14 protein-coding genes and 1 pseudogene are annotated in these 14,402 nt (G+C 36.6%); 8 read left to right on the plus strand and 7 right to left on the minus strand.

The window, feature by feature from the left end; genetic code table 11:
- Positions 1 to 36 precede the first annotated feature (36 nt).
- The 3 genes from BAZO_RS00340 to BAZO_RS00350 form a co-directional block, all read right to left on the minus strand.
- On the minus strand, positions 37 to 2,184 hold the full coding sequence (locus BAZO_RS00340; RefSeq protein WP_003329229.1) for an ATP-dependent Clp protease ATP-binding subunit: 2,148 nt from the start codon (positions 2,182 to 2,184) through the stop codon (positions 37 to 39).
- A 123-nt stretch (positions 2,185 to 2,307) separates the two neighbouring features.
- The gene (locus BAZO_RS00345; RefSeq protein WP_003329230.1) at positions 2,308 to 3,105 is read right to left on the minus strand and encodes an HAD family hydrolase; all 798 of its coding nucleotides are present in this window, start codon (positions 3,103 to 3,105) and stop codon (positions 2,308 to 2,310) included.
- Positions 3,106 to 3,186: 81 nt separating this feature from the next.
- Positions 3,187 to 3,810, minus strand: a complete 624-nt coding sequence (locus BAZO_RS00350) for an NUDIX hydrolase (protein WP_003329231.1) — start codon at positions 3,808 to 3,810, stop codon at positions 3,187 to 3,189.
- A gap of 62 nt (positions 3,811 to 3,872) precedes the next feature.
- On the opposite strand from BAZO_RS00350, the gene BAZO_RS00355 reads away from it, so the two are divergent.
- Positions 3,873 to 4,511, plus strand: coding sequence for a phosphatase PAP2 family protein (locus BAZO_RS00355; protein WP_003329232.1), 639 nt, complete (start codon positions 3,873 to 3,875; stop codon positions 4,509 to 4,511).
- A 32-nt stretch (positions 4,512 to 4,543) separates the two neighbouring features.
- Here the strand turns inward: BAZO_RS00355 and BAZO_RS00360 are convergent.
- A pseudogene (locus tag BAZO_RS00360) lies at positions 4,544 to 4,705 on the minus strand (alpha/beta-type small acid-soluble spore protein); the annotation flags it as partial.
- A gap of 163 nt (positions 4,706 to 4,868) precedes the next feature.
- Between BAZO_RS00360 and BAZO_RS00365 the strand changes: the two are divergent.
- Positions 4,869 to 5,807 (plus strand): cell wall hydrolase, encoded by a 939-nt coding sequence (locus tag BAZO_RS00365; RefSeq protein WP_003329234.1) that lies wholly within the window; start codon positions 4,869 to 4,871, stop codon positions 5,805 to 5,807.
- 113 nt (positions 5,808 to 5,920) lie between these two features.
- Positions 5,921 to 6,385, plus strand: coding sequence for a hypothetical protein (locus tag BAZO_RS00370; protein WP_003329235.1), 465 nt, complete (start codon positions 5,921 to 5,923; stop codon positions 6,383 to 6,385).
- A 48-nt stretch (positions 6,386 to 6,433) separates the two neighbouring features.
- Here the strand turns inward: BAZO_RS00370 and BAZO_RS00375 are convergent, their stop codons facing one another.
- Positions 6,434 to 7,612, minus strand: a complete 1,179-nt coding sequence (locus tag BAZO_RS00375) for a M20 metallopeptidase family protein (protein WP_003329236.1) — start codon at positions 7,610 to 7,612, stop codon at positions 6,434 to 6,436.
- 157 nt (positions 7,613 to 7,769) lie between these two features.
- On the opposite strand from BAZO_RS00375, the gene BAZO_RS00380 reads away from it, so the two are divergent.
- Together BAZO_RS00380 and BAZO_RS00385 are read left to right on the plus strand one after the other, a co-directional pair.
- A complete protein-coding gene (locus BAZO_RS00380) occupies positions 7,770 to 9,233 on the plus strand; it encodes an ATP-binding protein (protein WP_003329237.1) in 1,464 nt (487 codons plus the stop codon).
- Between the two features lie 99 nt (positions 9,234 to 9,332).
- Positions 9,333 to 10,484: an aminotransferase A gene (locus BAZO_RS00385; RefSeq protein WP_003329239.1), complete on the plus strand. Its 1,152-nt coding sequence runs from the start codon at positions 9,333 to 9,335 to the stop codon at positions 10,482 to 10,484.
- Between the two features lie 121 nt (positions 10,485 to 10,605).
- Here the strand turns inward: BAZO_RS00385 and BAZO_RS22815 are convergent, their stop codons facing one another.
- Together BAZO_RS22815 and BAZO_RS00390 are read right to left on the minus strand one after the other, a co-directional pair.
- Positions 10,606 to 10,716: a DUF6254 family protein gene (locus tag BAZO_RS22815; RefSeq protein ID WP_233276214.1), complete on the minus strand. Its 111-nt coding sequence runs from the start codon at positions 10,714 to 10,716 to the stop codon at positions 10,606 to 10,608.
- A gap of 62 nt (positions 10,717 to 10,778) precedes the next feature.
- Positions 10,779 to 11,111, minus strand: coding sequence for a YolD-like family protein (locus tag BAZO_RS00390; RefSeq protein WP_003329240.1), 333 nt, complete (start codon positions 11,109 to 11,111; stop codon positions 10,779 to 10,781).
- Positions 11,112 to 11,273: 162 nt separating this feature from the next.
- On the opposite strand from BAZO_RS00390, the gene BAZO_RS00395 reads away from it, so the two are divergent.
- The 3 genes from BAZO_RS00395 (at position 11,274) to BAZO_RS00405 (ending at position 14,342) form a co-directional block, all read left to right on the plus strand.
- Positions 11,274 to 12,638 carry a TrkH family potassium uptake protein gene (locus BAZO_RS00395; protein WP_003329241.1) on the plus strand — a complete coding sequence of 455 codons (1,365 nt, stop codon included), beginning with the start codon at positions 11,274 to 11,276 and terminating at the stop codon, positions 12,636 to 12,638.
- 114 nt (positions 12,639 to 12,752) lie between these two features.
- Positions 12,753 to 14,063, plus strand: a complete 1,311-nt coding sequence (locus BAZO_RS00400; protein ID WP_003329242.1) for a globin-coupled sensor protein — start codon at positions 12,753 to 12,755, stop codon at positions 14,061 to 14,063.
- 93 nt (positions 14,064 to 14,156) lie between these two features.
- Positions 14,157 to 14,342 (plus strand): hypothetical protein, encoded by a 186-nt coding sequence (locus BAZO_RS00405; RefSeq protein WP_003329243.1) that lies wholly within the window; start codon positions 14,157 to 14,159, stop codon positions 14,340 to 14,342.
- The last annotated feature ends 60 nt before the right edge of the window (positions 14,343 to 14,402 follow it).

A 14,402-nucleotide genomic window follows, 5' to 3' on the forward strand; every position in this document is an offset into this window, starting at 1 on the left:
CAGTAATGGCCGGAGGAACCCCGGCCACTGCTTTTTTTATTTCACAATGATTTTGTTGTCTTCAATGGCAACTTTTATTTCAGTGATGTTCCCATTGTCTAACAGTAAATCTGATATTTGATCTTCAAGCTGCTCTTGGATAATACGGCGTAATGGACGTGCACCAAAGGCAGGATGGTAACCGAGCTCAGCTAATTTTTCTTTTGCTTCAGTTGAAACATCAATTGAAATGTTTTGTTCGTTTAATAGAGCTTTTAAATCATCCAACATAATATCAACGATTTGTAAAATATGCTCTTTTTTCAAGCTCTTAAATTCAATGATGCTATCAAAACGGTTTAAAAATTCCGGCTTGAAGAAAGCGCCAAGTGAATCTAAAATAGTGCCTTCAGTTGAATCCTCGGATTGTTGCTTATCAAAGCCTACTGTTACTTTCTTAGCACCGACTCCGGCATTACTTGTCATAATAATAACGGTATCCTTAAAGCTAACTGTTCTGCCTTGGCTGTCTGTTAGGCGGCCATCCTCTAAGATTTGCAGGAACATATGCTGTACGTCGAGGTGCGCTTTTTCAATTTCATCTAAAAGAATGATGCAATAAGGATTTCTGCGCACTTTCTCGGTTAATTGTCCTGCTTCATCATGTCCAATATATCCTGGAGGTGCACCGATAATTTTCGAGACTGAATGCTTCTCCATATATTCACTCATATCTAGACGGACTAGACTGTCCTTTGTTCCAAATAACTCTTCCGCAAGTCGCTTCGTTAATTCAGTCTTACCAACACCCGTTGGTCCAACAAATAGGAAGGACCCAATTGGACGATTTTTATCCTTTAACCCTGCACGGCTACGCTTAATTGCTTTTGAAACTTTTTGAACGGCTTCTTCTTGGCCGATAATTTTCGCTGAAAGATTGGCAGCGAGTTTTTTCATTTTTACTTGTTCATCCTGTTGAAGTTTTCCAACCGGGATCCCAGTTTTTTCTTCAATTATTTTTTGAATTTCACTTACTCCAACGATTGCTTGTTTAGTATTGTTTCCAGCTTCTAGCTGCTTTTCAAGCTTGATTTCCTCGTGACGTAATTTTGCTGCTAATTCATAATTTTCTTCGCTTGCTGCTTTATCCTTCTCCTTTGCTATTTTAGCGAGGCGTTCATTAAGTTCTGTTGTATCTTGGCCTGCATGCTGCAAATTAACTTTTGAACCAGTTTCATCTAATAAGTCGATCGCTTTATCTGGAAGGAAGCGATCTTGAATATAGCGATGTGAAAGAGTGACACAGGCTTCAATCGCTTCGTCCATATATTTTACATCATGGAAGCTTTCATATTTTGCCTGAATTCCTTTTAAAATTTCAATTGCTTGTTCTACTGTTGGTTCATTTACGATAACGGGTTGGAACCGACGTTCAAGGGCTGCATCTTTTTCAATATGACGGTATTCTTTTAAGGTTGTTGCCCCAATAAGCTGCAATTCACCTCGAGCTAAGGCAGGCTTTAAGATATTACCAGCATCCATAGATCCTTCAGCAGAGCCAGCTCCTACTAATAAATGGATTTCATCAATAAATAAAATGATGTTTTTTCGTTTTTGAAGCTCAGAAATCAATTGTTTCATTCGTTCTTCAAATTGGCCGCGAATTCCGGTATTGGCAACTAGACCGGCCACATCTAGCAAGTATAATTCTTTATTTAAAAGCTTAGCCGGCACATTTCCTTCAGCAATTTTTAAGGCTAAGCCTTCGGCGATCGCTGTTTTACCAACACCAGGTTCACCAATTAAAACTGGATTATTTTTATTACGTCGATTTAAGATTTCAATCACACGATTTACTTCTTTATCTCTGCCAATGACAGGGTCTATAATGCCGGCCTTTGCGGCATTTGTTAGGTTTCGACCGAATTGATCAAGAAATCCGTTGCCGCGACTAGCTTGGCCAGTCATTTGTTGCCCATGAAGGTTTGTGTAAAGATCTTGGTCTTGTTGTCCAAAATTCATTCCATTAAATACATTCTGGAATGGTGTTGGTCCTCCGAATGGGCTAAAGCTACTTGGAATTTTAAAATTTGCTTTTTCTTTGTTATAGCATTCAGAACATAGATGTAATTGTTTCTTTTGTTGGTTTAATTGGATATTTAAATGCACTGTAGCTTCGTTTGTATGACAAATTTGACAATACATAAAAGTTCCTCCTTGAGTAATTGGTAATGTTTGACCTTAATTGACTTTGATCTTTCTTGACTATAATTAAATCAAAAAGGTCAAAAAAGGTCAAGAAAAAAATAAAAAAATAAAGTCAGCAGATTATTCTGCTGACTTAAGTTCATCTAAAATTGGAAAGAGCTCTTCAAGATGTTTAATTTCATAAGTAGGGGTAACGTCAGGAAGTCTTTCTTTATTATGACGATTAATCCATACTGATTTAATGCCGGCCCGTGTTGCCCCAAGAATATCAGTCATTAAATTATCGCCAACCATAATAGCGTCTTCTTTGTTTATTTCCATAAGTTTTAAGGCATGTTCAAAAATGGATGGGTCAGGTTTGCCTCGTCCAAAATCGCCGGAAATAACGATTTGATCAAAGTACGGAGCAATTTCTGGTGTAATCGTTAATTTTGTATTTTGTAAATCGGGTGAGCCATTTGTTAATAATAATAATTTATAATTACCCTTTAATTGATCAAGTACTTGAAATGATTCATCGTACACAAATGGTTTCTCCCGGCGTATAGCGGGGAATAGCTCACCCAACTCATACCCGAAATCAGGATCTTTAATGCCTAAAGCAGCTAAACCTCGTGTCCATGCTTCTTTACGGTAGGTTGGTACAATTTTGCTCATTTTCATAAAGTCTTCTTGATCATCTGAAAAATTTCCCCATAGACCTTCAAATGGATTGATTCCAATCATCTGTGTAAATGAGTAGGTCTCATAGGAGCTGTATAGTTCTCTTGCTTCTTTGCGGACAGCTTCCTCAAGTTTTTCGGGGTCAACATTATATTTTTCTTTTGCTTTTTGACATGTTGCAACAAACGCTTCTTTTACGCTTTTTTGATCCCATAGTAAAGTATCATCTAGATCGAAAAATATTGCTTTAACCATTATTATTTACTCCTCTTCCTTTTATATATATAAAGACTACAATTGAAAAACTATTTTGTATATAAGAAAATATAAATAAAGTTAATTGATATTTTCAAGAAATTCATTCAGCATTCTTGCCGTCATCCCCCAGATGACTTTGTCTTCGTAGCAATAAAAATATTCTTTCATGTTTCTTGGTCGCCAATTATAATCTTTTCCATCTGGGATAAGATGATAAGGGAAATTATCTTCTGGCTCAATTCTATAATGAATTTGATAAATTTTAGGTTCTGTATTTAAAAGAAAAGAAACAGGAACAGTGAAGATTTCACTTACTTCATCAGGATTGGGAGAAATCTCCGCAAATTCTTTTTCAATCCATCCGACAAAAGGATAGATGATGGAGTCAGAGGATGAAACGAAAAAGTCAAGTGGCCCAACGAGATTGATATCTTCTTCAGTAATTCGCAATTCTTCTGTAGCTTCACGAAGAGCTGCGGTTTGACTGTCTTCTTGTCCTTTTTCAATGCGGCCGCCTGGGAAACAAATTTCACCGGGTTGGCGTCTTAAATGTTCGGCACGTTTTTCAAAAATAATATGAATATCATCATTGATTTTAATTAAAGGTAATAAAACAGAATAACTTTGGAAGTGTTTATGACCTAAAACATGCGGCCGATTATTGGTTACTTTTTGAATACGTGCCATTAAATCGTCCTTCATATGGGATCTCCCTCCTCTTTTTTTTAGTTTTACTATAATTCTAGCACATAAGGATGAATAACGTGTCTATATACAAAAAAACATTTCTTCTTATATTATTTATCATAATTACGTATTTAGGGATTAGTTTAAGGATTGGTTCGGAGGGACTTGAACGATTCGATCAGGTAATTAGTACATTCATTCAACAATTTAGATCTGATGATTTGACAGTAATTATGATTGTCTTAACAACAATTGGTTCTTATAAAGTGGAATTTCCGATATTATTTTTGGTTGCGATTGTTTTTTGGTTTTTACGAAGAAAACTCATTTTTCCTGTTTTACTAGTTATTAATTTATTTGGAGTAAGGTTTTTAAATCACTTTTTAAAAGCTGTTATTGAACGTCCGCGCCCAACGAGTGAACGTTTAGTAGAAGTTACCGGATATAGCTTTCCAAGTGGACATGCTATGATTTCGATTGGCTTTTATGGCTTTATATCTTTTTTACTTTACCAAGAACTAAAAAATAAAACGAACAAAGCCTTATTCATACCATGGCTCTTGGGTATTATGATTTTATGTATTGGTTTAAGTCGAATTTATTTAGGAGTTCACTATCCAAGTGATGTTATTGCGGGATTCTTAAGCGGGGGATTGTGGTTGACTTTATGTATCATTCTATCTTATCGAATAAAAATAAGTGAAAAAAGTGTCTGACATCATGATGTCAGACACTTTTTTGACAAAAATCAATGCTTGTTATTTGCGAGTTGCTGTTCAGCCATTCTTACCATTTCCTTTACCATATTTCCACCAATTGCTCCGCCTATTTTACCAGCATGACTTGCTGTTATATTGCCGTTATATCCCTTATTTAAAGGGATCCCGAGCTCATTTGCTATTTCATATTTGCCTTTATTTTGGTTTGGCATAAGACTCCTCCTTTTATCCTATTTTTCCCCCGAAATTTAGTTTTGTTCCTTCCTAAAAAAGGAAAATTATCCAGTGACCTACTAATGAAGTGTTATACCATCCAATGCTAAACTCTAAAGTATTAGAAAAAGAGGTGAGAATATGAAAGTATTAAGACCATTGCTCATTTTATTTGGGCTGCTGATCTTATTGCCAACCTTCGCACACGCTCATTCTAGTCCTAGTTGTCAAATCTTTGTTAATGATCACAAAGTGTCTTTTCAAGAGCCGCTTTTTGTTGAAAGTGGGCGCCTGTTTGTTCCAATTAGATTTATTAGCGAACAACTAGGAGCGGCTGTTGAATGGAATGGTGCAGAACGAAAAGTTCTGATTAAATCGCCAATAAATGATCAAATCCTATTTTTTGCAGGTTCTAGAGGAGTACAAATTAATGGTTCTAAATACATAATGGATGTTTCCCCTTTAATGCGGAATGACAGAATGTATCTACCAATTCGCCATGTATCGGAACTGTTACACTTGAAAGTTAAATGGATGGATAATACTGTTCAATTAAATCAAGTGCCACTTTATGAAGTGCAAGAAGGGGACAGTTTATCTTCAATCAGTGCGAAATTTAATACAACTGAACAACTAATTAAGGTTAGAAATAGCCTACAATCAAGTACTGTCTCTCCGAAAACAAAGTTGAAAGTTGTCATTCCATCGGTCATGAAGAATGAGAATCAGGATGATCTACTTTTACTTGCAACATTAATTGAAGCAGAAGCAGGGGATGAACCTTTTATCGGCCAAGTTGCAGTTGGAAATGTAATCGTCAACCGTATCAACGATAGTCGCTTTCCTGACACGATTGAAGCCATTATTAATGAACCGGGACAGTTTACACCGGTGTCGACTGGGAGAATTAATTCTGTAAAGCCGAGCCAAAGCTCAATTGAGGCCGCTAAAAAAGCTCTCCAGGGAGAAAAACCAGTTAAAAATGCAGTTTATTTTTTTAACAAAGCAAATACGACAAATCAGTTTTTATTAGCTAGAGAAGTTGTATTAGATATTGGGAATCATCGCTTTACAATGTAATATGCAAAATCCTCCATTTCTGGAGGGAGGATTTTAATCTTGACTTTTCATGACTCCTAAAATTGTGGGCATATTAAAGTTGTACGAAAAACAATTTTTATGGAGGGACAAGCATGAAAAAATCATTGATTTTCGTTACATCTTCTTTACTTTCTGTTGGGCTTTTAGCAGGTTGTGGTGCTAATGACAATAATAACGACAATAATGGCAATGGTACTACAGGTGTAAATTATAAAAATCGTGGTGTTAATACAGAAAACGTTCGTTATAATTGGAACGACAGGCTGGCTCCTGATGATGTCCGTTATGATTATCGAAATAATAATAACGGTATCTTCGATAATAATCGAAATGGTAATAATGGCTTTGGCACGTATAATAATAATTACCGGAATGGTGATCCGGATCTTGTTGACGTCGATTACGATAACGCCGAGCCAGACCCTGGTGAAGAACCAAATGAGGATCGCAACCCATTAATTAAGGGTCGAAATGATGATAATGATGGTGTGTTTAACAATAATCGCGGTATAAACGGCAACGGAAACGGCGTCGGCGGTAATATGAGAACTCGATAGGTAAATAAAAGACTGAGGTTTTTTACCTCAGTCTTTTTACATTCTTTCTTACCTATTCTCATTGCAATAAACTAATGTTGCACTTCCTAATGTTTTCGCAGCTATGAGCATGGCACGCTCGTCTATATTGAATCTAGGATGGTGATGTGGATACACAGTTTCCCATTCCGGATTCATGGCACCTGTAAGGAAAAATGCTCCTTTTACGTGCTGCATATAGTAGGCAAAATCTTCACCGATCATTAATGGAGCTATTTGGCGCACATTTTTAACACCGGGAACCGTTTTTGCGACACGAGCCAAAAATTCTGTTTCCTGTTCATGGTTTACAACAGGTGGATAGCCTTTTTTATAACTGTATGAATAAGTAACATCAGCACTTAGAGCAACACCCTTTAGGATGCGTTCAATTTCTTTTTCGATAACGATACGTGTTTGTTCACTTAAAGTTCTAACCGTACCTGAGATCCGTGCCGTATCTGCAATAATATTGTTAGCGTTTTGGGCCGCAAAGGAACCGATGCTGAGTACGGCAGGTTCTAAAGGATCTACTCTACGACTGACAATTTGTTGAAGATTCAATACTAATTGTGAACCAATGACAATTGAATCTTTAGACAGATGGGGAAGGGCGCCATGTCCACCTTTGCCTTGAATTTTAATTTCAAATCGATCGGCTGCAGCCATGAATGGTCCTGGGCAATATGTAATATCCTCCAAAGGAATGGTAGACCATAAATGTGTACCGAAGATCACATCTACACCTTCTAAGCAGCCGTCTTCTATCATCGCAATCGCCCCGCCGGGAGCAAGTTCTTCAGCGTGCTGATGAATAAACACGATATTCCCGTTTAGTTCCTCTTTCATAGTATTTAACGCTTTTGCCAATACTAATAATGTTGCTGTATGCCCATCATGCCCGCATGCATGCATTTTTCCATCGTATTTTGATTTGTAAGGAACTTCATTTTCTTCTTGAATAGGCAAAGCATCAAAATCAGCACGAAGCGCTACTGTTGGGCCAGGTTTTCCACCTTCAAGGTAGGCAACTACGCCGCGTTTGCCAACTTCTGTTCGAACTTCATGACCGAGTTTCCTATGATACTCAGCAATATATTTAGGTGTTTCGACTTCCTCAAATGATAACTCAGGATTCTGATGTAGGTATCTGCGAATTTCTACCATTTCCGAAAATAATGAATCTAATTTATCATATAACGCTTCCATTTCAGCGCCCCCTTGCAAAGTTTTCTACTACATTATATGGGTGAATTTTGAGATAATTTCATTATAACAAAGAAGTGAAAAAGTAAAGACAGGAATGTGTTATTAACTTGTAGAATGTATTAAAGGGACTATAAATATTTCTTTTGGAGACTTTAAAATGAAACAAACTGAAAACTTTTCCGATTTACAAAAACAGCTGGAAACGCTAAATGAAGTTTTGCGGACTTCAAATAAACGGCATTATGAGCTATTAGAAAGTATTTCTGATGGTTTCTGTGCGATTAATCGTGAATGGTGCTTCACTTTTATTAATAATTCGCTCGAAAGTATTTTTAAAAAACAACGGCAGGAGCTTCTTGGTGAAAGCCTCTGGTCGGTTTTTCCTATCGATTCACATCCAGGAATTTACAATAATATTCATCAAGCTATGAAAGAGTTAAGGGTTGTAAGGTTTCAAGAGTATACACCGAACTTCAATAAATATTTGCAGTTTAGTGCCTACCCAACTAAAGAAGGGCTTTCTATTTTTGCCCAGGATGTAACAGAACAGGTTCGAATGATAGAGGCCTTAATTGAAAGTGAAGAACGTTTTCATATGCTTGCCAATAATATTGGTGAAATTTTTTGGATTGCTTCACCTGATATGGAGGAATGGTATTATGTCAGCCCGGCAACAAAACATGTTCTGGGATTTCTTAGTGAGGAGTTTGAAGAAAAATTAGATGAAGTTTGGAAACGGGTTAATCGAGATGATCTTCATAAGGTAAAGGAAGCTTGTGAAGAAATGCGGGAGAGAGAATCCATTGTTGAGTTTCGCTATCAGCAGCCGAATCAACCGATGCAATGGATGCGATTAAAGGGCTTACCTGTTTTTAAAGATGGCACTTTAGAGGTAATTGTAGGGATTACAGAGGATATTACAAAGATTATTGAAAGGGAAGAACTACTTACACGGTCAGAAAAATTATCAACAGTAGGTCAGCTTGCTGCAGGTATTGCCCATGAAATTCGTAATCCTTTAACGTCTATTAAGGGCTTTTTACAAATTATTCAGTCAGAAGGGACTGTTCCCCCTACTTATACATCAATTATGCTGGATGAATTGGATCGAATCGAATCAATTATAAACGAGTTTCTATTCCTTGCGAAACCACAGCAAGAGATAAAATTTGAGGTTCAGCCATTCAGACCGATATTAGAGCAGGTCATTGGTCTAATGCAAGGGGAGGCCAATCTTAAGGGGATAGAAATCATAGTTGAGCTTAATGACCTTTCTTTATTAAAAGTAAAAGGTAATGCCAATCATTTGAAGCAGGTCTTCGTTAATATTATTAAAAACGCAATGGAGGCTATACAAGCCAAGGGAAAAATTAAGATTATCGGGGAAGTAAATAGAGAAAAATCAATGCTTACAGTGGCTGTAATAGATGATGGACCGGGAATAACACAGGAGCGTCTAAAAAAACTTGGCGAACCTTTTTATTCAACAAAAGAAAAGGGAACAGGTCTCGGATTAATGATTACTAGAAAACTGTTGGAAGACCATGAAGGTGAGCTTCTTTTTGACAGTGAAATTGGTAAAGGGACCAGTGTATATGTTAAACTGCCGTTTATAGAGTAAAAAAGTGTTTTTTGTAGAAGATTGTTTTTTTGTGGTTTATAATAAAAAATAAATTTCTGCTTTTGATTAGGATATCTTATATGGAAATGGATGATAAAGGTGGAGCATTTAATTAATCCGAATGTAAAGGATATTCAATTTTCTGGAATACGACAATTTTTTAATATGGTTTCCGAATATGAAGACGTTATTTCATTGACAATTGGCCAACCTGATTTTTCCACACCGGAAGGGGTAAAGGAAGCAGCAAAACTGGCGATTGACGAAGATTTGACCACTTATACTCATAATGCGGGCTTACTTAGTTTGCGGGAGGCTGTAGCTCATTTTATAAAAAGTAAATATGGTCTAAACTATAACCCTGAGGATGAAATTATTGTAACAGCGGGTGCGAGCCAAGCTATCGATATTGCGATTCGGACAATCATTGAAAGTGGCTCGGAGGTCATTTTACCAGGCCCTGCCTATCCAAGCTATGAAGCATTAATAAAATTGGCTGGAGGGGTTCCTGTATTCGTTGATACAAGGGAAACAGGCTTCAAATTGACGGCTGAACAAATCAAAGACCATTTAACCGAGAAAACTCGATGCATTATCCTGCCATATCCATCTAATCCGACAGGATGTACGCTCACTAAACAGGATTTAAAAGAGATTGTTGATGTTCTAAAGGATGAAGAAGTTTTTGTATTATCTGATGAAGTCTATAGTGAATTAGTATTTAAAGGGAGTCATCAGTCGATTGCCAGCTTTCCTGAAATGAAAGAAAAGACAATCGTTGTGAATGGAATTTCAAAATCTCATTCAATGACCGGTTGGCGGATCGGTTTTGTGTGCGCTCCTGCTTTTATTGCTAAGTACATGTTGAAGGTTCACCAATATAGTGTTGCTTGCGCCTCTAGTATTTCGCAATATGCAGCACTCGAAGCACTAACAAAGGGTATTAATAGTGCCTTGACAATGAAGCACGAATACATGAAGCGTATGCACTATGGTTTAAAAAGGTTAAGGTTTTTAGGATTTGATGTTAATGAACCAACTGGTGCTTTTTATATGTTTCCTTCCATTAGTCGCTTCAATATGTCTTCCTTGGAATTTGCAACTAAATTAGTCAAGGAAGCCGGTGTTGCTGTTGTTCCCGGCAGTGCATTTTCAAAATATGGTGAAGGCTATGTAAGGCTGTCATTCGCTTATTCAATGGAAACGCTTGAAGAGGCCTTAAATCGAATTGAACAATTTGTTAATAATTAATAATATATAAGTTTAAATCCAAGAAAGCCACCACATCAACATGCGGTGGCTTTCCTAAATGTCTAGCTCCAGCACCCAGCGACTAGTGGACTTCGCTAAACGGGTGCTTCCGCTTTTCTACCTATTCTTTTTCCGTTGCTAATTCTTTAAACGATTTAATTTTTCCATGGGAATTTTGTGCGTTTTTTCGTTTTCTAAATTGACGCTCTTTTTGTCCTTTTGATTGAGTCAATCTAATTCATCTCCTTACCATAAAGTCATCTTTTAGTATTTGTGGCATGGAGGGGATTTATTCTATTCAGTCGGTTCTACATCTACAATACGATTGATCTGTATTTTTAACTTCTGACCTTGAGGAGTAAGCAGGCTGAGTATACTTGTATACGGATCTATTTCTCTTATATGCCCAAGCTTTTCTATGTAGGTTCTGCCTTCATAAAAGGTAATTTTCACCTCCATGTGGGAAGTCAGTGCACTTTTAATCGCATAATCGATTAATTCTATTTTCTGTTCATCAATTGTCCGCTCGGCCACTTCTTTATCTTTTTCCCACAGCTCTCTTAATTCATGAACATGCTCAGGGAGCATCATTGCTGCCCATTTAATCGTGCCACGATCTTTTATCAAATGGACTTCCACCTTTCGTTTTTTTGATTTAGTTCTATTATATACGAAAGTTTGTTCCTGTAAAAGAGCGTATGTTCTTGTTTTGAGCAAAGTCACATTGACATTTTCAGCGGACATTGTAAACTAAGGACTATGGTTTTGATCATTAATAAGGAGAAACTTATGTCAATATTGTTAGAAAAAAAACGCAAGAAAAATTTATTGAAGCTGACATCAGTTCAGTTAATTGTTCTATATTATTTAAGTTCGATTCTTTTTTCAACGTTATTATTATCCCTCCCGGTTGCTCACAAGCCAGGAGTTACCTTAAGGTTTATTGATGCGTTATTTACTGCCGTAAGTGCTATTAGTGTAACAGGATTAACGGTTGTGCCGATCGTTGATACGTTCAGTGTCACCGGGTATTTTCTTTTAATGTTTGTCATGCAGTTTGGCGGTATCGGCATCATGACTTTAGGAACATTTATTTGGCTTATTATCGGAAAGAAAATTGGTTTTAAGGAACGACTTTTAATTAAAATTGACCATAATCAATCAACATTTTCTGGGCTTGTCTATTTGGCTAAACAAATACTATATTTAATTCTAATGATTGAGGCAGCAGGTGCGGTAATTTTAGGTACATATTTTTTAAAATACTTTTCAACATGGCGGGAGGCCTTTTTAAATGGCCTATTTGTATCAATAAGTGCAACAACAAACGCTGGTTTCGATATCACGGGAGCATCATTTACGCCATTTGCCCATGATTATTTTGTTCAATTCATTACGATGCTTCTCATTATGTTGGGTGCGATTGGTTTTCCTGTATTAATCGAAGTAAAGCACTATTTAACCCATAAAGGGAAATATCCTTTTCATTTTTCATTATTTACAAAGATCACAGCCACTACCTTTTTTGCTTTAGTTGTTTTTGGTACTTTAGTATTCTTGATGCTTGAATGGAACCATTTTTACGTAGGGAAAAGTTGGCATGAGGCCCTCTTTTATTCATTGTTCCAATCTGTGACAACCCGAAGTGCGGGCTTGGCAACATTGGATATAACACAATTTAGAGAACCGACAGTATTAATAATGGCAATATTGATGTTTATTGGTGCATCTCCTTCAAGTGTTGGCGGAGGAATTCGCACGACAACATTTGCAATTATGTGTTTAAGTATCATCTTTTACGCAAAGGGAAGAAACACAATAAAAGTATTTAATAGAGAAATTGATCCGTTGGATATTACAAAGGCTTTTGTTGTGATATCTACAGCGCTTATTCTTTGTGGAACAGCTGTTACGATATTATCCTATCTTGAATCATTTCCGATTTTACCAATCATATTTGAAGTGGCATCGGCTTTTGGGACATGCGGTTTATCAATGGGGATCACACCTGACCTTAGCATCCTTGGAAAATTAGTAATTATTGCTTTAATGTTCATTGGAAGAATCGGCATCTTTTCATTCCTATTTTTAATTCGTGGTCAAGAAAAGGAAGAGAAATACCATTTTCCGAAAGAAAAGATTATTATTGGGTAATGAAAGCAGGGCTGGAATTTTAGCCCTGCTTTCAATTTGTTAACAAAATTTTGCTAATTAGGTAAAAAATATTTGATATAATTAACTTTAGTGTTCGTAGAGGAGGATGATTTAATGAGCTTCTTTAAACGGTTTTCTAATGATGATGTCATCGTGGATGGGGAATGGTTAAGTAAAGCTAAGGATATGGAAGTTTTAATCAATATTTCAGATATAGAAATTAAAAAGCAAATGGACTTGATCCATTTAGATGTCAATCATTTGAAATTAATCAAAGCCCTTCAGCCATTAATTAAAAAAAATATTGATGTAATTATAGACTCATTTTATGCCTCAATATTAACGGTGGAGGATTTAAAACAAATCATCGAGAAATATTCGACGATTGAGCATTTGAAAAATACTCTCGAGAAGTATTTGATCCAAATGTTTAGCGGTAGAATAGATGATTCTTTTATTGAAAGTCGAAAAAGGGTTGCAAAAGTTCATTATGATATTGAGCTTGAATCAAAGTGGTATATGGCAGCCTTGCAAAATATTCAAATCTCAGTAATGAACTTAATATTCGAGAATATTGGCGGACGCCATTCCATCCGCGAATTTATCAATGCCTTTACAATTCTCCTAAACTTTGAAATACAGCTTGTTCTTGATGAATATCACAAGGAAAATATGCTAGAAAAAGAAAAGCAATATGAAGAGGTTAAATGTGATTTAAAGAATAGAGTCAGGTATGTCAGTGAGGAAGTTGCCGCACTTTCGGAAGAAACAAGCGCCTCAGTTCAACAATTAATCGCCAGCAGTCAGGAAGTTAACTTTAATGTAGTGAACAGTACAAACAAGTCAAAAATGACGAGGGAAGCAGCAAGGGAAGGACAAACCAGAATGCTTGCCCTTAAAAATCAAATCCAATCGATTACAGAAAGTACAGCCCATATGAAGTCGATCATCTTACAGCTTAATGATTCCAGTGAACAAATTAAAAAGGTTGTTTCCATTGTTCAGGATATAGCTGAACAAACCAATTTGCTGGCATTAAATTCAGCGATTGAAGCGGCAAGGGCAGGGGAATATGGAAAAGGATTTGCTGTTGTAGCGGATGAGGTACGGAAGCTCGCGGATGAGACAAAAAAATCAGTTTCTGAAATAAGTACATTAATTGGTAAATCTAATGAATATACACTAGAAGTAGTGAATTCGATTAATGAAGTGCAAGCAATGGTTGTCCAGGGAGAGAACGAGTCCAATTTTACGAGCGAAGCGTTTGAAAATATTTCGAAGTCCATTAATGAATCAATACAAGAAATTCAAAGTGTAGAGGATAAAGTAGATGGATTAGTAAAGGTGATCGAGCAGATTGGGACCGCAACTGAGAAAGTAGCTGCTTCAGCTGAACATTTGGATGAGACAGTAAGATATATTTAGGATAAGTGAGCAATTGCCTATTTCTGTATTTGCCTAAATCTATTATAATTTAATTAGGGGAAACTCCAATCTATTTAAAGGAGGTTTGTCAAGATGCTTAAAGTTGTAGTTGAAAATGACGAATTTGATAAGCAAGACGAACAATCCGATCATAAAAAGCTTCCTTTAGGAAAAAATGTGAAAAAGGCGCTAAAGGAATATTTACGCGACTATAAAGGTCACGGTGACCGGCCTTTATTTCCTTCTCCTAAAAATGAGAAGCTGCCGATAAGAGATTAATAATTTAAATTTAAGTGATGGCTGCCAGTCATATCGGCAGCCTTTTTGTGCGACGGGCAG

Origin of the sequence: Schinkia azotoformans LMG 9581, assembly GCF_000307855.1 — a bacterium.
Classification (GTDB): domain Bacteria; phylum Bacillota; class Bacilli; order Bacillales; family Bacillaceae_J; genus Schinkia; species Schinkia azotoformans.

Bases quoted from the DNA above. Each gene is read 5' to 3' on its own strand.
- BAZO_RS00375 (WP_003329236.1), bottom strand. From the start codon at position 7,612: ATGGAAGCGTTATATGATAAATTAGATTCATTATTTTCGGAAATGGTA.
- BAZO_RS00395 (WP_003329241.1), top strand. From the start codon at position 11,274: ATGTCAATATTGTTAGAAAAAAAACGCAAGAAAAATTTATTGAAGCTG.
- BAZO_RS00350 (WP_003329231.1), bottom strand. From the start codon at position 3,810: ATGAAGGACGATTTAATGGCACGTATTCAAAAAGTAACCAATAATCGG.
- BAZO_RS00365 (WP_003329234.1), top strand. From the start codon at position 4,869: ATGAAAGTATTAAGACCATTGCTCATTTTATTTGGGCTGCTGATCTTA.
- BAZO_RS00405 (WP_003329243.1), top strand. From the start codon at position 14,157: ATGCTTAAAGTTGTAGTTGAAAATGACGAATTTGATAAGCAAGACGAA.
- BAZO_RS00370 (WP_003329235.1), top strand. From the start codon at position 5,921: ATGAAAAAATCATTGATTTTCGTTACATCTTCTTTACTTTCTGTTGGG.
- BAZO_RS00380 (WP_003329237.1), top strand. From the start codon at position 7,770: ATGAAACAAACTGAAAACTTTTCCGATTTACAAAAACAGCTGGAAACG.
- BAZO_RS00345 (WP_003329230.1), bottom strand. From the start codon at position 3,105: ATGGTTAAAGCAATATTTTTCGATCTAGATGATACTTTACTATGGGAT.
- BAZO_RS00400 (WP_003329242.1), top strand. From the start codon at position 12,753: ATGAGCTTCTTTAAACGGTTTTCTAATGATGATGTCATCGTGGATGGG.
- BAZO_RS00340 (WP_003329229.1), bottom strand. From the start codon at position 2,184: ATGTATTGTCAAATTTGTCATACAAACGAAGCTACAGTGCATTTAAAT.